Here is an 18,546-nt window from a genome sequence, read left to right on the forward strand (position 1 = left end):
AGAGGTAGTGTGAAGTAATTATTATAGATGAGTGGCTAAATTTAGAATATAAATTTTGTATTTGCGCATACCTTATAATAAGAGCATAAATTTAGTAAGTGTGCTTAAAAAAGTAGTACATGAAATGTTGTAAGGAAGTGTAAATATGCTATCAGAAATTGAAAAGCTAAGGGAAGAGATAAAATACTATAAGCGAGAAAGAGATGATTGGAAAGTAGATATGAAAATGCTCCATGCAAAGGAAAAAGTACAGGAATTAGATAATAAAATTCAAGAATTACAAGATAAGCTATATGACATGGAATTTAAAGAGTTAGTAAAAGAAGAAAGCCAACATAATAATATTCAAGGGTAAAATAAAGCCATAAATATTGAATGTTTAAACATCCAATATTTATGGCTATATTATTTAATTGTTAAATAATATATTTGAATTAGAGGTAAATAAACATATTCATTTAAAAGTTATTTTAAATAATTACTTGAAAATTATGATTAATATAGTATAGTTTTAAATATATATGTTTAATAAAAATACAGTAGAAAATCATTTGTATGTAAAGGAGTACTAGGATGGGGATATTTGATATATTTAATAAAAAGAAAAATAACGTAGAAAAAGTTGAACATAAAGTTCCAGAATATTATGGAGTGACTAGTGATTTATTAGGTGAAGTAGAAGATTTAGCTTCAAAATATTTAGTAGATGAAAGTATGTTAGATATATATAGCAAAGATAAATTAGAGGTAAAATATCTTAATGAAGCAAGACAAGAATTAGAAGAGGCATTAAAAAATTTAAACAAATCATTAGAAGAATATTATGATAATGAATATACTATTGCTAGTGCTACAAAAGAAAAAGATAAGACATTCCCATATTCATTAGAGGCTTTAGTGGTGTTATTTAATAATTCACTTGATTTATATGCTGAAAATGAAAGTGCATGGGATACTTTAAATTTAGCATATAATAAGTGTAATGGTAAATTAAACAAAGTAAAAGAAATATTAAGTGATGATGAAGCTATTCAAAAGTTTACTGGACTTAAACCTATAGTAAAAGAAGAGGAAAAGATAGAGGAAACTGAAGTTACTAATGAAGAAAGCAATGAAGAGGTTGCATCAGATGCTTCAGTAGTTGTTGAAAATATTAGTGATGATGTTGATGGAGACATAATAGTTAATACTGATAAAATTAAGGTGTATTTTATTAGAATAAGCAGAAATGAAGATGATGCTTTAAATTTAAATTTATGTATTGAAAATAAAACTGACAAAAATGTTGTAGTAGAAAGTAAAGAAGTTATAGTTGATGGAAGAAGCACAGAACCAGTATTTAACTGCAATATTTCAGCAGAAACAAGAGTGTTTGATAAAATGATATTTAATACTAATGTTGATCAGTTAGTTAATTTAGAATGTTCAATTACTATGAAAGATAGTAATACAAATGAATTATTAGAAGAATGTAAAGTTAGTATGTTTAAAGAAAATTAATTATAATAAATATGAAGTGGTAGATATTTTTTAATTGTCTACTGCTTTTTTTACTTCTTAATAGAAAAATTCAATAATTATTAATGCGGTATAATATTTTAGTAGTCGAAGAATAAGTTTTTAAAAAAGTGAATTTAGTATTACAATCAAGAATTTAACTTTTCATTTTAGGCTAGAAATTTATAAAAAATATTGACTTGGAGTTAGCTCCAAGGGATATTATTAAATTATTAAGAAAAATGAAATATAATATTTTATAGGGAAATAGATAAAGTTAATTAAATACTTAAAAGGAAGTTGAGGTTAGTAGTATGACAATTGCAGAGGTTAGTAAAAAATACGATATTTCAGCAGATACATTAAGATATTATGAGAGAGTAGGAATGATTCCACCAGTAACTCGTACAGCAAGTGGTATTAGAGATTATCAAGATAGTGATTTAGGATGGGTTGGCCTTGCTAAATGTATGAGAAGTGCAGGGCTTCCAGTTGAAGCAATGATTGAATATGTAAGATTATATCAAGAGGGAGATTCAACAATACCAGCAAGATTGCAGTTATTATTAGAACAAAGACAATCACTTTTAGAACAAAAAAAGAAAATAGATGAAACTTTAGATAGACTTAATTATAAAATTTCAATATATGAAGATGCAGTAAAAACAGGAAAGCTTTCATGGTAAAAGTAAAATGTATTGTAAATTAATTACTGGTTAAAACATAAATATTAGAGTATAGTTTAACTTATACAAAAATCTGGAGGAAATCAAATGATAAATAAAATTGGAAAAATAACAATATACGTAAATAATCAATAAGAAGCTAAAGAGTTTTGGACTAAGAAAATGAATTTTGTTGTAAAACTTGAACAACCAATGGGGCCAAATATGAAATGGTTAGAAGTTGGACCAAGTGAAGATTCATTTACTACTTTTGTAATATATGAAAAGAACTTAATGTTAGCTCAAAATCCACAAGCAAATGTAGGTCATCCAAATATAATTTTAAGTACTGATGATATTGAATCTACTTATAATGAAATGAAAACAAATGAAGTAGAAGTTGGGGAAATTATGAAAATGCCATATGGAAGTATGTTTAAATTTAAAGATATGGATGGAAATGATTATTTAGTTAGAGAAGATAAGTAAATAATATTAATTTTAATATAAAAGGTTTAAATTAATATGAAATAAAAGTATATGTAAAAAGCATCATAAACTAAATATGATGCTTTTTATATATAAAAACGTTAATATTAATATGGCGAAGTTTTTAAATCCAATTTACATTAGCTTCTTTTCTAGGAACAGTTCTCTTATATCTAACATCTGGATATCCAATAACTAAGCAAGAAACTATTGTATTACCATCCTTAATTCCAAGTAAATCTAAAATTTCTTTATTGTCTTTAGATGCAATTAATAAAAATCCACTAAAGAAAGTACCAAGTCCTAAAGCATCTGTCATAAGCTCCATATTAGAAGAAGCTAATCCACCATTAATAGGATTTGGAGTAGTAACAAATATTACTGATGGTGCATTAAAAAATATTCTATCATTTTTTAAAGGATCTTCTTTGAATTGATTATAACTATGAATCCACATATTTGCATATCTTTTTAAATGCTCAGTTTCAGGAGTTAAGTTAGCTAATATATATTCTCCTTTTTTCTTTAAGCTTTCATAAGCTAATTCTCTAAGTTCATGTAATTTATCTGTAACTACAGTATAAGAAACATCTTGGCTATTAGTAGAGGTTTGAGTGAACCTTCCAGCTTCAATAATTTGTTTTAGTTTTTCCTTTTCTACTGGAATATTTTTAAATCGTCTAACACTTCTTCTAAATTTAATAAAGTTTAAAAGATTTTCAGCTTCTACAGTGAAAGTTTCTTTATTATAAGGTTTTACTTCAGACATATTATAATCATCAGTTGAAACAGCATCTACAGGACAGACTGCAACACAGTGAGCACATTTTATACAACCTTCATTATTTATATCAGCTTTACCATCTTTTAATGAAATAACACGTGTAGGACAATCTTGAATACATTGTCTACAAGCGATACATTTTTCTCTATCTACTTTAAACATATAAACACACTCCTCTTTTATATTTTTATAGTTAGTATTTTTTGACTTTTATATTCATAAAATTTATAATTAATCCATTAGTTAATAAAAAGTAATGAATCAATATTGATATTATAGCACTATTTATTAGAGTAGGTCTAATTCAATATATTCATAAATGTATAACTAAAAGTTATAGATTTGTTTTGAAGTTAAGGATATATATATAAATTAAAATAAAGTTTTAGATTAATTTACACAATATGTAGTAGTTATATTAATGGAATTAAGAGTATTATAAATTTAAGTTATATTCCTTTAACAAATTAGATAAAAATCAGTAGGAGATATAAAAATGAATTTACAACAATTACAATATTTTAAAGTGATTTCACAAACAAAGAATTTTACTACAGCATCAAATATATTATCAATAACTCAGCCTGCTTTAAGTAAAGCAATTTCAAAATTAGAAGAAGAATTAGATGTACAACTATTTGAAAGAGAAGGTCGTAATATAAAAATAACTAAATATGGAGAAGTATTTTTAAAATATGCAGAATCAGCATTAGATGATATTGAAAAAGGCATAGAGAAAATACATGATATGAAAACAAATAATGATAATATTATTTCAATAGCATCAACTTATTGTATAGGAGCGACATTTATTCCATTTTTAATAAGTAATTTTATAAATTCACATATTCAAACAAGATTTAATTTTAATAATCAAAGTACAGAAGAAATTTTTAAAGATTTAAAGTATGAAAGAGTAGATTTGGGGTTTTTTGATAGTATTGAAAAGATTGATAAGTATTCAGAAATAGAAACAATATTAGTTAAGAAAGAGGAGTATGTTTTAATAGTACCTAAAAATCATCATTTAGCAAATAGGGAGGAAGTTGAGCTGAAAGAGTTAAAAGATGAGTATTTTATAGCTTATAATGATAGGAATAATGAGAAAAAAATATCTTATTCAGAACTTATAGGATATACACCTAAAATAGCAGTTGAGCCAACAGAAGCAACTATGCTTGCAAGTTTAGTTGCTGCAGGAGCAGGAATTGCAATAATTTTAAATACACCAATGATAAATACTAATAAGCTATCTATTATAAAAATAAAGGATTATATTGGACGTAAGAATATTTATATGGGATGGAATAGAAATTCATATTACTCGAAAACTATAGAAGAGTTTAAAAAGTATGTAATTAAAGATTTGAAATAAAAGGTATTACATTAGTAAATATAAAGAAGAAAGAGGAAAAATATAATGAATATAATTGTTAGAAAATATGAAGAAAAATACTTAGAGGAAATGATTAAAATATGGAATGAAGTAGTTGAAACAGGAATAGCATTTCCTCAGATGGAGACTTTATCATTGAATTCAGCAAAGAATTTTTTTGATGAACAAACATATACGGCAATTGCAATTGATGAAGAAAAGTCAGAAGTGTTAGGATTATATATTTTACATCCTAATAATGTAGGAAGATGTGGTCATATATGTAATTCAAGTTATGCTGTAAAAAAAAGACTGTAGGGGCCTACATATTGGTGAAAAACTTGTAATTGATTCTTTAGAACAAGGAAAAAAATATGGCTTTAGAATAATTCGATTTAATGCGGTAGTGGCAAGTAATATACATGCAAGAAATTTATATGAACGTTTAGGATTTAAACAATTGGGGGTTATACCGGAGGGATTCTTAATGGAGGATGGACATTATGAAGATATTTGTCCATATTATAGAGAATTATAAAAAGGAGATGTTATGGATAAAAGGTATCAATACTAAATAATATAAAGTATTTATATAAATAATAAAGAAAAAATAGTAACTGTGAAACTTTAAGTTTTACAGTTATTTTTATAAATAGGTAAGGGTAAATTTAGTTGGTATAAATTTAAATTAAGTAATATTTTTACAAAATATTACTGTATAATTATTTATAAGAATATCTATATCATTTATTAAGTGAATTATATTATGGGGGTATATATTATGAATTACAAATTAACTAGGAATTTGTGGATAATTTCTGGGGTGCTTTTTTTTATAACTTCTATAATAAATATTTTTAGTAAAGGGACATTTGCTTTGATTTTATTAGACATAGTTGTAGTTATTTTATCTTTTATAAATGCTTATATTCAACATAAAAAAATATATCAAAACAAAGATAAGGAGTAAAAAGGGAGGGGTTATTTTGAAATCATTAAAAGTTATTAGTGCAATAGAATTAGTATTAATGGTGTGTAGTACAATAATTAATATTTTAGGATATGCTGATAGAATATCAATGTCTTATGTTAGAATTTTATTTCTTATTGTAATTTTATGTGGGATGATTATAAATTTCCTAATAGTAAGAGAGCAAAGAAAGAACTTAAAAAAATCTAATCCTGAAAATAAAAGTGTATTATTATTACTAGTTGTACTTATAATAGGGACAAGTTGGATAGTATCATATGGATTTGCAATATTCTCGAAATAGGTATTAATAAAAATTTAAATGCTAGCAATGTAGTATAGTGATATTTAGTTTTTCCTTTTGAATGTATCTATAAATTTATACTAAAGTACCATTTTAGTTAGAATGTTTAATGTTATATGAAAATAATGTATAATGTAAAAAACAATTTTTTATAATAGGTTAACTTATATTAATTAAATGATACAAAAGTACCTCTAGAAGGGATAGATTAATATTTAAATCAATCTATTGTGAGTTAAAATAAAAGGAGAGCAGTTATGGAAATTAGGTTAGAGCAATTAGTAGTAAGATTAGAGCAAAAAGATGATTATAGAGAAGTAGAAAATCTAACAAGAGAAGCATTTTGGGATGTATATCGACCAGGATGTAGTGAACATTTAGTATTGCATAAATTGAGAAATGCAAAATCATTTATTAGTGATTTAGATTATGTTTTTGTAGTAGATAAGAAAATTATAGCTAATATTGTTTATACAAAGATGTTTAATGAGAAGGGTGAAATGCTTAATGATGTAATTGCCTTTGGACCAATTAGTGTACATCCTGAATATCAAAAAAGAGGTATAGGGAAGAAGATAATTGAAATATCAATAAATAGGGCAAAAGAACTAGGGTATAAGGCAGTTCTTATTACTGGAAATGATAAGTTTTATAACCCATTAGGATTTGAAGGGGCATATAAGTATGGAGTTACTTTGCCAGGAATGTCTGTAGAGGATAAGGCAGAATTTTTTATGGCAATGGAATTAGAAAAAGGTTATTTATCAAAGCATAGTGGAGTTTATAATTTTGATTCTTTATTTAATGTTACTGATGAGGAGTTAGAGAAATTCGAATTAGAATTTCCAAAGAAAGAAAAAAGGGAGCCAAGAGATACTGATTTATAAAAACGGATGGTTATAAATAAGCAATAGAGGTTTTAAAAGAGGGGTAATACATGAAAAATATAGGATATTATAATGGGGAATATGGATTAATAGAAGAAGTAAAAATACCAATGCTTGATAGAGGAATTTATTTTGGAGATGGGATTTATGAAGCTACATTTTCGATAGGTAATAAAATATTTGCATTAGATGATCATTTGGACAGATTATATAGCAGTGCATCATTATTAGATATTAATTTACCTTTTACTAGAACAGAAATAATTAATATATTGGAAGAGTTAAATAGTAAGGTCGATTCAAAAGTAAAGTTTATATATTGGCAAGTAACAAGGGGGACAGCACCTAGAAAGCATATATATAATAAAGAAATAAAGGGCAATCTTTATATAACAATAACTCCATTTGCTGAAGTTAAGGATTATGAAAAAAAGCTTAAGCTTATTACTGTTGAAGATACTAGATTTTTACATTGTAATATAAAAACATTGAATTTAATTCCAAATGTTATGGCTTCTCAAAAAGCAGATGAAGCTGGATGTGATGAAGCGGTTTTTCATAGAGGAGATATAGTAACTGAAGCATCACATAGTAATGTTCATATAATAAAAGATGGTGTATTTAAAACTCACCCAACTGATAATTATATTTTGCCTGGTATTTCAAGAAAACATATAATTGAAATTTGTAAGAATAATAATATTAAGGTTGATGAAACAGCATTTACAGTAAAGGAAATGATGGAAGCAGATGAGGTATTAGTAACTAGTTCAAGTAAATTAATAGTACCTGCTTGTGAAATCGATGGAATAAAGGTTGGGGGAAAAGCCCCTAATATAGTTAAATTACTTCAAGATGAATATTATAAAAAGGTTGATTTAGAAACAAGTTTGTAAAATTAAAAAAATAATCAGAGCTTAGATAATGTAGAAATATATTTATCTAAGCATTTTTTATTGGAGTTATTTAATTTGAGATTTTTATAAGAAGTTTATTTTATAAATAAGGTTGAAATAAAAAAATAATATATATAGCTAAAATGCAAAAAAGAACACTTGTTCATTAAGTTTTGTTGGTCTATAATATATCTATAGATTATTAATAAAGCTGGTGATTAAAATGGATATTAATGAAAAGCTAAGAATTTTAAGTGGTGCTGCTAAATATGACGTGTCTTGTTCATCTTCAGGCTCTAATAGAAGTTCAAAAAAGGGTGCAATAGGTTCAGTTTCATCAAGTGGGATTTGTCATAGTTTTACTCCAGATGGACGTTGCATATCTTTACTTAAAATATTATTAAGTAATTGTTGCATATATGATTGTGCTTATTGTATAAACAGAAAATCTAATGATGTGGAAAGAGCTTCTTTTACAGCTGAGGAAATAATAAATTTAACTATGAATTTTTATAGACGCAATTACATAGAAGGATTATTTTTAAGTTCGGCAATAATTAATAGTCCTAACTTTACTATGGAGTTACTTACTACAGTAGTTGAAAAACTTAGGGTAGAATATAATTTTAGAGGATATATTCACTTAAAGGCAATTCCAGGTGCTGATGAGGAACTTATTAAAAAAGCAGGTTCATATGTTGATAGAATGAGTGTAAATATTGAATTACCATCATCAAATTCATTAAAGCTTTTAGCTCCAGAAAAGAAAAAAGAAGAAATATTTAAGCCAATGAGTTTAATAAAAAATAACATAATCTCTAATAAAGATGAACGTAAAAGGTATAAATCATCACCAATATTTGTACCAGGAGGACAAAGTACACAGCTTATTGTTGGTGCAACAAAGGAAAATGACTTAAATATATTAAATTTAACAGAAAATCTTTATAATAAATTTGATTTAAAAAGAGTTTATTATTCAGCTTATGTGCCAGTTAATAATGGTGGAAACTTACCAGAAATTAAAAATCCACCAACACTTAGAGAACATAGATTGTATCAAGGGGATTGGCTTTTAAGGGTATATGGATTCAAGGCCAATGAATTATTAGATGAAAAGAATCCTAATTTTGATATTAATTTTGATCCTAAAACTACATGGGCTTTAAATAATATAGATAAATTTCCAGTGGAAGTGAATATAGCATCATATGAAATGTTAATTAGAGTACCAGGAATAGGAATAAGGGGAGCAAGAAAAATTATTAGTGCTAGAAGAATAAATTCTTTAGATTTTATAGACTTAAAAAAACTAGGAATAGTAATAAAAAGAGCACAATATTTTGTTACTTGCAAAGGAAAGTATTTTGGAGCTGTTGCTTTTGATGATGTTAAGATACGAAGTGCATTAAAACCTAAATTTGATTTAAATATTATTGATGAAGATGTTGAGCAAATATCATTTTTTAATAAGGATATAGGAAATATTATTTTAGAGGATAATGGCAGCTATTCTACTGAAAAGAAAGTTTTATTATTAAATGATAAAGATACGTCAATAAGTGGGGAGTTATAAGAGGTGATAATATATTGAATTCATATTTATATGATGGAAGCTTTGAAGGTTTTTTAACATCTATTTTTTATGCTTATAGCTGCAAGGATAGTTGCATTATTGTAAAATCAAAAGAATATATTCCAAATTTAATAGATGAAGTAATAGATATAAATACAGAAATTGATAAGTTTGAGAGAGTTTATAAAAGTATGTCTGAAAAGCTTAATAATAATGTTTTAAGAAATATATATTACTTATACCTTAGTGATATACAAGGATCAGAAAATCTTGCATTAGATTATTTAAGATTATGTTACAAGTATGGAATAGATATTAACTTAGCTAAAAATAATGAAACAATAATTTTAGTAGATAAATATTGCAAAAGAGTAAGTGGAGAAGCACATAGTTTTACTGGTTTTGTAAGATTTAAGGAAATAGGTCCTTTAAGTTATTATTCAGTTATTGAGCCAGATCATAATATATTACCTATAATATTAAGGCATTTTACTAACAGGTTTTCTGATCAAAATTTTATAATACATGATTTAAAAAGAGAAAAGGCAATAGTTTATAACACAAAAGAAGCAATTATTACAGACTTAACTAAAGAACAGGGAGAAAAGTTAAGTAATAAAATTGATGATAGTGATTTTGAAAATTTATGGAGGACTTTTTATAATTCTGTAAATATTGAAGAACGTAAAAATCATAAATGTAGAAATCAGCATATGCCAAGAAGGTATTGGAAGCATTTAACGGAGTTACAGTAAATAGTAACTCCTTTTTAGTATATAAAAAATTAAATGTTTACATAAAGATGTTGACTTTGTTTAAAGTTAAAAAGATAATTAAATTGTAAATAATGGTAGAGGGGATAGAGAAATGAATCATGTAGCAAATAATAAAAAATATGAAGAGGTAAAGTAGCATTGGGGGAAAGTTAAATAAAATTTTTGGACATTAAAGGTCCAGAAAAATGGGAAAAGGTGAGAATTAATGGATGGGTCTATAAAAAAGAAGTTAGAGAAAAGAAATGAGAGAATAATTAATGCAGTTATAAAGAAGGCAAATAGTATTTGTCCAGAATCCATTGCATTAATAGGGGTTTATGGTTCATTTTATACTGGAGATATACATGACAAGTCAGATTTAGATTTATGTATTGTCATAAATGATGATGAAGGATGGAAACTTTCTTCATGTTTTATTTTAGATGATGTTGCTTTTGATATTTATTGTACACCATGGGATGTACTTGAAGATATGGCTGAATATAAAAACCCTTATATTACAAAGCTTTTAGATTTAAATGTTTTATATATTAAAGAGAAAAAGTTCTTAATAAGATATGATGAGTTAAAGTTAAAGGCTATAAAAAGATTAAAAGAAAAATTTTCTATAAAGGATAATGAAAATGCTGAAAAGCTTCTTGAAGAAGGAATTAAGGAATATGCTAATATAATGCTTAGTAGTGAGTATGGAGAATGTAGATATAAGGTAGCAGGAATGCTTTATAATATTGAACAAGCTATTTATATATATAATAAAAAATATATAAATACAGGTGTAAAGAGAATTCCTGAAGAAATATCAAAAATGGAAAATTTACCAGAAGGGTTTATTGAATTATATAAGAAGCTTATTGAATCAGAAAATATTGAAGAAATGAAGAATATATCAACAAGATTAATGAAATCTATGAAAGATTTTTCAAGTGTTATGAGAGCTAAGGTTACTACTAAAAAAACAATAACAGAAAATGATATTAAGGGATCTTATGAAGAAATTTACTCTAATTGGAAAAATAAGATGTATCATGCTGCTGATATAAATGATACTTATTTATCTTTGAACACTGCTGCAAGTTGTCAGGAATTTTATGATGATATGTATAATGAATATAATATTAAAAAGGTTGATATTATGAAAAAGTTAAAAGATAATAATTTAAAGGAAGCAGCAAAATGTTTTGATGAAGCTATGGAAGAATATAAAGAAAATTATAATAGGTTAAATATCGATGTTGTAAAATATAATGATTTAGATGAGTTTGAAGAAAATTATTTACAGTCTTAATAAAATGGATTATATATTTGATATGGATAAATAGATTAGCCCTAGACGTGAACTACTAATTAGTTTAGTTTGCTTCTGGGGCTAATTTATATAATATCAAAATGATTTTTACTCAACATTGCCTAAAAGCTCTAACTCTAACTCAGCTAATTTTAAATTTGCATCAATAACAGAGTAGCCATTATTTATAAAATAAATTATTAAGCCATCACGAGCATTTTTAGAATATAGATTATTAAATCCTGCAAGGGTAAGGCATCTGTTAGATTCATCAATAGATAACTTGCAAGCAAGGCAGAGTTTTAATACATTATCTCTACTTGGGTTTTTTGTTCCATTTAGTATTTGATAGCCATAATTTCTATGAATATCAGCATTAGCAATAAGTTCACTCTTTTTTATTTTTTTAGAAATTCTTAAACTATCTAAATACTTAGAAAATGTTAATTTAGGAATTGGTGAAAGTGTATTTTTAATAAAATTATCAAGCTCACTTTCAGAATTAATATTATTAATTATATTATCAAGTTCAGTAGTATTATTATCTAACATTATTATTCTCCATTATTATTTTTATACTCAAAATTGAGTAATTCATATAATAATGATAAAATAAAACTTGCTAAAAATCAAATAACTAAGGGGTAGAGGAGTATGGAAAATGTTAGCTTTGATGAAATAGAATCAAAGTACAGTGAGCTTACAGAACTTAATAATTCAGCAAAAAGTAATGTATATTTAGTTAGAAGTGAAGTAGATGGAAGAATCTATATAAAAAAGGAGTTAAAAAATTATAATATTGACGTATATAAACAAATAATGAATATAGAAAATTTCTACATGGCTAGAGTATATGAAGTATTTAAATGTGAAGATTCATTAATAGTAATTGAAGAGTTTATTAATGGACAAACATTACAAGCTATATTAGACAATGAAGGACCATTAGAAGAAACAAAAGCAATAAAATATATGATTAATTTATGCTCGATTTTAGATGTTTTACATAATTTAAATCCAGCAGTTATACATAGAGATATAAAGCCTTCTAATATAATAATAGATAATAATGGAATATTAAAGCTTATAGATTTTGATGTTTCAAGAGTATATAAAGAAGAAAGAAATATGGATACGCATATATTAGGAACTAAGGGGTATGCGCCACCAGAGCAGTTTGGTTTTGAACAAACAGATTGTAGAAGTGATATTTATTCAGTTGGGGTAATGCTGAATGTATTAACTACAGGAAAGCATATAAAAGAAGAGCTAAATGGGGGAAAATTAAAAGGAATAATTAAAAAGTGTACAAACATTTCACCAGATAATAGGTATTCTAATGTAAAAGAATTAAAAAAAGCTTTAGAAAATGTTTTATACTATAAAGGACAAGAAGAGTATAAAGAAACAGTTATTAAATCTGAAAACTCTGAGCCAGAATTTATAAAAGATAAGTATAAACAAGAAGAAGAGGAAAGAGTATCAATTTCTTTAAATGAAAATAAATATACAAATGAAAAAACTAAAAAGGGAGTTCCAAAAATAAAAGAAAAGGAAGCTTCAAATAATGAAAATTTATTTTCAAATAAGGAGAAAGTATACAATAATTTTAAGAAATCAAATGAAAAAGAGAAATTGAACTTAAATAAATTTGGTAGAAAGAAGAAAGTTAATTTAAATAAAGCAGATGAAAAAGAAAAGCTTAATTTAAATAAAATAGATAAAGAAGAAAATTTAAATTCAAATTTAAATAAGGGAAAAAAACATAAAAAAATTAATATAATATCTGAAATAAAAGATTTACCAGGATGTGGGGCTAGGAATCCTTTTATGATATTGGGAGCAAGTTTATGGTACTTATTTTTAGCCTTTGGATTCTTTGGCAATTGGGGAAGTGGTGATATTACATTAATTTTAGAAGATATATTTGTTGTAGCTTTATTATTATCATTTACTTTATTTAATGGAAATTATAAAAATATAAAAAGTAAATTACCTTTGACTAGAAGTAATGTGAAAAATAGAGTGATAGCAGGTGTTATTATATATAATATTGTTATTTTTATGATATATGGAATTATCACAGAATTAATTTAAAAAAATATTAAAATGTATGCTGACAGCATAACAAAGGCCTTCAAAAAGTAATTAAAATAATATTATCAAGTGAAGTTAATATTATTATTTATTTTTTGGAGGTTATTTTTATGGAGAAAAAAGTTAAAAAACCAATATGGAAAAAATGGTGGATATGGATACTTGCTGTTATTATAGTCGGTGCAATCACATCAGGAGGAGAAAGTGATAAGACTACTGATTCTAGCAATAATAGTAATCAAGGTATTGTAGTTCAAGAAGAAAGCGCTGATACAGCACAAGAAGTAAGCATAGATACTGCAAATGAAGAAAGTAATACAACTAAGGAAGAAAAGAAGAATACTAAAATTAAAGCTGGAACTTATAAAATAGGTGTAGATTTACCAGCAGGAGAATATATATTTTTTGCAAAAGGAATGGGATATATAGAAGTTGCTTCAGATTCAACAGGAGCATTAGATAGTATTATTTCAAATGATAATGTATCAGGTCATACTTATATAACAGTTTATGATGGGGAATATCTAAAACTTAGAAGTGGTGAAGCTTATGCAGTTGCAGATGCGCCATCAGTAGTACCAAGTGATGGAATATATAAAGATGGAAAGTATATTGTAGGGAAAGATATACCAGCTGGAGAGTATAAGGTAACTGTTAATTCAAATATTGGTATGGGATATATTGAAGTGTCTAGTGATAGTAGAGGAGTTCTTGATTCAATTATAACTAATGATAATTTAATGGAAGATTCTTATATAACAGTACAAGATGGACAATATCTAAAATTATCTGGAGCTGAAATTAATATAAATTAGTTTGGAAGTAGAGGAAAAATTGATGAGTTATGATGGAGAGAAAGAAAATATTGCAGAAATTTTAGAAAAAGTTTTTGATAAATTTGAGAAAGAATTAAATGAAATGAGTCCAGAGGAAAAAGGTTCAGAGTTTGAATATGGGAAGTATATGGTTATATCTGATAAGGGACAGGAGACTGAAGAAGTCTATGGAATTTTTGATTATGAAATTGATGCATTAAGAAGATATAACGAAGTTAAAACTAAGAAGAGAAAGAAAAGTGTGTGTATTATTAAAGCTGATATAGAATTTATTTATTTAGAAGGAGTTAGATTTATTTTTGCTTATAAAGAGGTTTAAATAGATAGGCGAATTTAAATATAAATATAGATATGCAGATAAATATAAACAGATAGAAATATAATATGAAAAATATTTATAATCCCCATAGATAAACAATAAGTTTATCTATGGGGATTATTTATGGAATCTAAAATTAGAAAATAAATTAGAAGTATGTAAATAAGTTTGTTTAAATTGTATAAAGTCAGCTGATTTTTAGTAATAATTAATATTAATGTTTATAACCATTTCCCGCACCAGTTCTAGCTTTAATTTCATGAAGATTAAATTTTCTATCGGAGTTATGGAATAATGCATGAATTCTGTGGCTTTTATGAGTCATTGATTCATTAGATGTAGTATTATTTGAATTATTTACAGCACTTTTACTATGATCTTTATAGCCATTACCAGCACCAGTTTGTGCTTTTATTTTATGTATATTAGCTTTTCCTTCGATTTTTGTTACTACATCATAGATATTATGACTTTTATGTTGGACTTTTGATACATTATCATTAGATGGAATAGTAGTATATTTATGACCACTTCCAGCACCAGTTTTAGCTTTAATTTCATGTAAGTTTAAATCACTTCCATGCTCATTAATAACCTCATTTATTTTATGACTTTTATGTGTTGGATTATTGTTATCTATCATTTCTGATGGTGTTGTATTAGTAGAACTAAGTCCATTACCAGCACCAGTTTTAGCCTTTATTTCATGTAAGTTAAGATCTTCATCACTTTTATTTATTACTTCAGATATTTTTTTGCTTTTGTGTGTACCCATAATAACCTCCTTAAAATAAAATACTTTTATTAATATTGTTTTGTGTTTAATTCAAATTTTAATACATGAAGTTTATGGATGAATATGAATTAAATATGAAAATAATTAACCAATAAATCACATAATATTTAAGGATAAATTTAATGTAGGAGATTATTTATCGTTATGAGTGAAGGTTTTAAAATTGAAAGTTGAAAGTTCTTTAAATAACTCAAAAATCATAGTTTTAATTTCCTTATCTACATGCTTTGCAGAATCCCATATAAGAGGAAGATTTTTTTTCCAATCATGAAAAATTTCAATAAAACTTTCAGATTTAGTACAAGTAAAAATATCAAATAAACCATCAATAAATAATTTTCTCTTTTTATCATCAATATCTTTTAACCATTGATGCAACGTATCACAAGTATATTTAGAACCATGAGAAATCTTTTCTAAATAAACAAAATCAGAGTCCTTTATTTCCCAGGAAAAAGGATTATGTTGTCCTATGCCTCCAATTTTATTACTTTTTATCACATGATAATCTTCATGGTTTTCTAGAAGCATTCCTATAAGCGAAGAATATGGTAATGTTTTACTTATCTTATCTTGTATCTTAATAAAAGCATCACTTTTTATAACTTCTTCTCGGAAACCAGGACCATCATGGCTAAAAATTTTTTTAATACGTGGTGATGCTTCAAAGTCACAATGCATAGAAGCATAAACAGCAATATTTCCACCTTTAGAATGACCGCCTACATAAAAATCATGAGGAATTAGTTTTGAAATTTTATTTATATAACCAACTCCTTCTAATTGAGAGGGAACTGGAATAGTAAATGCCATGTTAAAGTCTTCTTTCCAACCAACAATGCTATAATCTGTACCACGAAAGGCTATATAAGCTAAATTTTCATTTAAAATAAATGTTGTTGCAGAAAATTGTTTTTCAAAAATTGGATCAGTTTTTGATATATGATAATTAATTTTTATATTTCTAAATCTAGGATTAGAGCAAAGATTAAAAAGCAAGTCCTTAGTTTGCTCTGCATAAGCAATATCCTTAAACATTTTAGGAAAAAACTCAGCTTTTAGTAAATCTTTTAAAAGTATTGAATCACTATTACTATCTATTGTTCCTATTAATTCATCAAGTTTTATGTAACTTAGTTGAGAAAGGATTAATGAATCTACATCATTAAATTCTTTTATATCCATTGTATGTAATTCGGTTTTAGCATAATCTATAATATTTTCCATTTTAAACTCCAATTATAAAAATATAATTATTTAATATTTTTAAAATAAAGATTATTAATTTATAAAAAAGTATTCTTAATATTGTTTTATCTAAATTAATAGGAAAGATACATTAAATTAATTAAGATTTGTAATTTTTATAAAGGAGAAAATTATATTTAGAAACTATATATGAATAAGTAGTTGGATTTTTTATTAAATAATAAAAGGCTTTAATGGTATTATAGCAATATGAAAAGAAAGCTAATAATACATAATCATATATCAATTATTAAAGACGTAAAATAGTTTAAACAATTATTTTATGTCTTTTTTATTATAAAAATTTTTTTATATTTATTTATAAATTAATCAATGGAATTTTGTGGGAGAGAGTTATGTATGATTTAGGAATTAAAAATGGAACAGTTTATTTAAATGGAGGGTTTTTCAATTGTAATATTTATATAAAGAATGGTGTTATTACTAATATTACAAATGAAGATTTAGGGTGTAAAGTAGAAGAAAATGCTTCTGGAAAGCTAGTACTTCCAGGTTTTATTGATCCTCATGTTCATTTTAGTTTAGGGGTAGGAAGTAATATATCTAGTGATGATTTTTATACTGGTTCAATTAAGGGGGTGCTTGGAGGAGTTACAACATATATTGATTTTTTAGATCCTATAAAAAGTGTAGAAGAAATTGAAGAAGCATATAAAAATAGAATGAAATTAGCAGAAAAGAGTGTAAGTGATTATGCTTTTCATACAACTATTGCAAATCCTAAAAGTTCTCCAGAAGAAATAATAAAAGCAGGTATTGAAAAGGGGATTACATCTATAAAGTTATTTACAACATATGCTGACACAGATAGAAGAACATATGATAAATACATATATGATTTATTAAAGCTATCAAAAAAGTATAATGTTAGGGTTGTTATTCATGCAGAAAATGATGAGTTAGTAAGTGATGATAAAAAAGTAAAAGTCAAAGATCATGAAGTTTCAAGACCAGTAGTTAGTGAAGTAACAGAAGTTTTAAAGCTTGCAGAAATGGCAAGGGAAACTGGAGGGTTATTATATATTGTTCATGTTAGCTGTGGAACTACTGTAAAGAGATTGAAGGAGTGTTTTTCTAAAGAATTAAAATCAAAACAAATTATTTTAGAAAGTTGTCCACATTATTATTTATTTAATAGTGAGATATATAAGGGTGAAGAGGGATACTTATATCTTATGACACCACCATTAAGGCCTGAAGAGGAAAGAAAATTATTATATGAACAAATAGATTTTATTACAACAATTGGTACAGATCATTGTCCATTTGCAAAGGAATTAAAAAATAAAAAATATACAAGTGAAATTGCCATGGGAATAGGTGGAATACAGTATTCTTTTCAAAATATGTATACAGAGTTTGGAAGAAAAATTATTTCTAAATTTACAGATGGACCAGCAAAAGCATATGGATTGTATCCACAAAAGGGAAGTTTAATGGTTGGCTCATATGCGGATATTGTTATTTATGATGAAAATATAAAAGAAGTTATAAATGACAGTGAAAGTATTTATGATGGGAAAAGTATGAAAGGTAAAATTGAAAAGGTATTTTTAAGAGGAAAGCTAATAGCTGAAAAGGGAAAGGTTTTAGAAAGTAAAGGCTCTTATGTGAATAGAAATTAAATAAGCTTATTTGATAATAATAGTAGGTTATAGAAAAGTGTGAATACTTAATTACAATATTTAAATAAAGAGAAAGTAATGGTAAGGTGAAGAGAAGAAT

General features: G+C 25.7%; 19 protein-coding genes and 2 pseudogenes. 17 read left to right on the plus strand and 4 right to left on the minus strand.

Going from position 1 to position 18,546, the window contains the following annotated elements; genetic code table 11:
• Positions 1–145 precede the first annotated feature (145 nt).
• The 4 genes and pseudogenes from HCG70_RS01630 to HCG70_RS01645 all read left to right on the plus strand — a co-directional run.
• Entirely contained in the window at positions 146–355 is a 210-nt protein-coding gene (locus HCG70_RS01630) for a hypothetical protein (RefSeq protein ID WP_042395459.1), read from the plus strand.
• Between the two features lie 218 nt (positions 356–573).
• The gene (locus HCG70_RS01635) at positions 574–1,500 is read left to right on the plus strand and encodes a hypothetical protein (RefSeq protein WP_221697418.1); all 927 of its coding nucleotides are present in this window, start codon (positions 574–576) and stop codon (positions 1,498–1,500) included.
• A gap of 311 nt (positions 1,501–1,811) precedes the next feature.
• Positions 1,812–2,183 (plus strand): MerR family transcriptional regulator, encoded by a 372-nt coding sequence (locus tag HCG70_RS01640; protein ID WP_042395462.1) that lies wholly within the window; start codon positions 1,812–1,814, stop codon positions 2,181–2,183.
• A 147-nt stretch (positions 2,184–2,330) separates the two neighbouring features.
• A pseudogene (locus HCG70_RS01645) lies at positions 2,331–2,651 on the plus strand (VOC family protein); the annotation flags it as partial.
• Positions 2,652–2,775: 124 nt separating this feature from the next.
• On the opposite strand, the gene HCG70_RS01650 reads toward HCG70_RS01645, so the two are convergent.
• Complete coding sequence (locus HCG70_RS01650) at positions 2,776–3,597, minus strand: nitroreductase family protein (RefSeq protein ID WP_042395466.1); 822 nt, start codon at positions 3,595–3,597, stop codon at positions 2,776–2,778.
• 334 nt (positions 3,598–3,931) lie between these two features.
• On the opposite strand from HCG70_RS01650, the gene HCG70_RS01655 reads away from it, so the two are divergent.
• The 9 genes and pseudogenes from HCG70_RS01655 (at position 3,932) to HCG70_RS01695 (ending at position 11,504) form a co-directional block, all read left to right on the plus strand.
• On the plus strand, positions 3,932–4,810 hold the full coding sequence (locus HCG70_RS01655; RefSeq protein ID WP_195953462.1) for a LysR family transcriptional regulator: 879 nt from the start codon (positions 3,932–3,934) through the stop codon (positions 4,808–4,810).
• A gap of 45 nt (positions 4,811–4,855) precedes the next feature.
• Positions 4,856–5,348 (plus strand): annotated as a pseudogene (locus HCG70_RS01660) (GNAT family N-acetyltransferase).
• A gap of 243 nt (positions 5,349–5,591) precedes the next feature.
• On the plus strand, positions 5,592–5,780 hold the full coding sequence (locus tag HCG70_RS01665; RefSeq protein ID WP_221697419.1) for a hypothetical protein: 189 nt from the start codon (positions 5,592–5,594) through the stop codon (positions 5,778–5,780).
• Positions 5,781–5,796: 16 nt separating this feature from the next.
• Entirely contained in the window at positions 5,797–6,084 is a 288-nt protein-coding gene (locus HCG70_RS01670) for a hypothetical protein (protein WP_042395476.1), read from the plus strand.
• Between the two features lie 257 nt (positions 6,085–6,341).
• The gene (locus tag HCG70_RS01675; RefSeq protein WP_042395478.1) at positions 6,342–6,971 is read left to right on the plus strand and encodes a GNAT family N-acetyltransferase; all 630 of its coding nucleotides are present in this window, start codon (positions 6,342–6,344) and stop codon (positions 6,969–6,971) included.
• Between the two features lie 50 nt (positions 6,972–7,021).
• On the plus strand, positions 7,022–7,867 hold the full coding sequence (locus HCG70_RS01680; RefSeq protein ID WP_055292271.1) for a D-amino acid aminotransferase: 846 nt from the start codon (positions 7,022–7,024) through the stop codon (positions 7,865–7,867).
• 223 nt (positions 7,868–8,090) lie between these two features.
• The gene (locus tag HCG70_RS01685) at positions 8,091–9,443 is read left to right on the plus strand and encodes a putative DNA modification/repair radical SAM protein (RefSeq protein ID WP_042395500.1); all 1,353 of its coding nucleotides are present in this window, start codon (positions 8,091–8,093) and stop codon (positions 9,441–9,443) included.
• Between the two features lie 14 nt (positions 9,444–9,457).
• Complete coding sequence (locus tag HCG70_RS01690) at positions 9,458–10,198, plus strand: TIGR03915 family putative DNA repair protein (RefSeq protein ID WP_042395503.1); 741 nt, start codon at positions 9,458–9,460, stop codon at positions 10,196–10,198.
• 226 nt (positions 10,199–10,424) lie between these two features.
• Complete coding sequence (locus HCG70_RS01695; RefSeq protein ID WP_042395504.1) at positions 10,425–11,504, plus strand: nucleotidyltransferase domain-containing protein; 1,080 nt, start codon at positions 10,425–10,427, stop codon at positions 11,502–11,504.
• Positions 11,505–11,612: 108 nt separating this feature from the next.
• On the opposite strand, the gene HCG70_RS01700 is transcribed toward HCG70_RS01695, so the two are convergent.
• Positions 11,613–12,056, minus strand: coding sequence for a helix-turn-helix transcriptional regulator (locus tag HCG70_RS01700; RefSeq protein WP_221697420.1), 444 nt, complete (start codon positions 12,054–12,056; stop codon positions 11,613–11,615).
• Positions 12,057–12,158: 102 nt separating this feature from the next.
• Here HCG70_RS01700 and HCG70_RS01705 point away from each other — a divergent pair, with 102 nt between their 5' ends.
• The 3 genes from HCG70_RS01705 (at position 12,159) to HCG70_RS01715 (ending at position 14,756) form a co-directional block, all read left to right on the plus strand.
• Positions 12,159–13,601, plus strand: a complete 1,443-nt coding sequence (locus tag HCG70_RS01705) for a serine/threonine-protein kinase (RefSeq protein WP_221697421.1) — start codon at positions 12,159–12,161, stop codon at positions 13,599–13,601.
• Between the two features lie 110 nt (positions 13,602–13,711).
• Positions 13,712–14,416, plus strand: coding sequence for a hypothetical protein (locus HCG70_RS01710; protein WP_221697422.1), 705 nt, complete (start codon positions 13,712–13,714; stop codon positions 14,414–14,416).
• A 22-nt stretch (positions 14,417–14,438) separates the two neighbouring features.
• Positions 14,439–14,756, plus strand: a complete 318-nt coding sequence (locus HCG70_RS01715) for a hypothetical protein (protein WP_052330605.1) — start codon at positions 14,439–14,441, stop codon at positions 14,754–14,756.
• A gap of 214 nt (positions 14,757–14,970) precedes the next feature.
• Here HCG70_RS01715 and HCG70_RS01720 read toward each other — a convergent pair whose 3' ends face one another.
• Together HCG70_RS01720 and HCG70_RS01725 are read right to left on the minus strand one after the other, a co-directional pair.
• Entirely contained in the window at positions 14,971–15,531 is a 561-nt protein-coding gene (locus HCG70_RS01720; RefSeq protein ID WP_221697423.1) for a hypothetical protein, read from the minus strand.
• Between the two features lie 153 nt (positions 15,532–15,684).
• A complete protein-coding gene (locus HCG70_RS01725) occupies positions 15,685–16,779 on the minus strand; it encodes an Mbeg1-like protein (RefSeq protein ID WP_221697424.1) in 1,095 nt (364 codons plus the stop codon).
• Positions 16,780–17,156: 377 nt separating this feature from the next.
• Between HCG70_RS01725 and HCG70_RS01730 the strand changes: the two genes are divergently transcribed.
• Complete coding sequence (locus HCG70_RS01730; protein WP_195951517.1) at positions 17,157–18,446, plus strand: amidohydrolase family protein; 1,290 nt, start codon at positions 17,157–17,159, stop codon at positions 18,444–18,446.
• The last annotated feature ends 100 nt before the right edge of the window (positions 18,447–18,546 follow it).

It is taken from the genome of Clostridium sp. K04 (assembly GCF_019734375.1).
Lineage (GTDB): Bacteria > Bacillota > Clostridia > Clostridiales > Clostridiaceae > Clostridium > Clostridium saudiense.

Bases quoted from the DNA above. Each gene is read 5' to 3' on its own strand.
- HCG70_RS01630 (WP_042395459.1), top strand. From the start codon at position 146: ATGCTATCAGAAATTGAAAAGCTAAGGGAAGAGATAAAATACTATAAG.
- HCG70_RS01635 (WP_221697418.1), top strand. From the start codon at position 574: ATGGGGATATTTGATATATTTAATAAAAAGAAAAATAACGTAGAAAAA.
- HCG70_RS01640 (WP_042395462.1), top strand. From the start codon at position 1,812: ATGACAATTGCAGAGGTTAGTAAAAAATACGATATTTCAGCAGATACA.
- HCG70_RS01650 (WP_042395466.1), bottom strand. From the start codon at position 3,597: ATGTTTAAAGTAGATAGAGAAAAATGTATCGCTTGTAGACAATGTATT.
- HCG70_RS01655 (WP_195953462.1), top strand. From the start codon at position 3,932: ATGAATTTACAACAATTACAATATTTTAAAGTGATTTCACAAACAAAG.
- HCG70_RS01665 (WP_221697419.1), top strand. From the start codon at position 5,592: ATGAATTACAAATTAACTAGGAATTTGTGGATAATTTCTGGGGTGCTT.
- HCG70_RS01675 (WP_042395478.1), top strand. From the start codon at position 6,342: ATGGAAATTAGGTTAGAGCAATTAGTAGTAAGATTAGAGCAAAAAGAT.
- HCG70_RS01680 (WP_055292271.1), top strand. From the start codon at position 7,022: ATGAAAAATATAGGATATTATAATGGGGAATATGGATTAATAGAAGAA.
- HCG70_RS01685 (WP_042395500.1), top strand. From the start codon at position 8,091: ATGGATATTAATGAAAAGCTAAGAATTTTAAGTGGTGCTGCTAAATAT.
- HCG70_RS01695 (WP_042395504.1), top strand. From the start codon at position 10,425: ATGGATGGGTCTATAAAAAAGAAGTTAGAGAAAAGAAATGAGAGAATA.
- HCG70_RS01700 (WP_221697420.1), bottom strand. From the start codon at position 12,056: ATGTTAGATAATAATACTACTGAACTTGATAATATAATTAATAATATT.
- HCG70_RS01705 (WP_221697421.1), top strand. From the start codon at position 12,159: ATGGAAAATGTTAGCTTTGATGAAATAGAATCAAAGTACAGTGAGCTT.
- HCG70_RS01710 (WP_221697422.1), top strand. From the start codon at position 13,712: ATGGAGAAAAAAGTTAAAAAACCAATATGGAAAAAATGGTGGATATGG.
- HCG70_RS01715 (WP_052330605.1), top strand. From the start codon at position 14,439: ATGAGTTATGATGGAGAGAAAGAAAATATTGCAGAAATTTTAGAAAAA.
- HCG70_RS01720 (WP_221697423.1), bottom strand. From the start codon at position 15,531: ATGGGTACACACAAAAGCAAAAAAATATCTGAAGTAATAAATAAAAGT.
- HCG70_RS01725 (WP_221697424.1), bottom strand. From the start codon at position 16,779: ATGGAAAATATTATAGATTATGCTAAAACCGAATTACATACAATGGAT.
- HCG70_RS01730 (WP_195951517.1), top strand. From the start codon at position 17,157: ATGTATGATTTAGGAATTAAAAATGGAACAGTTTATTTAAATGGAGGG.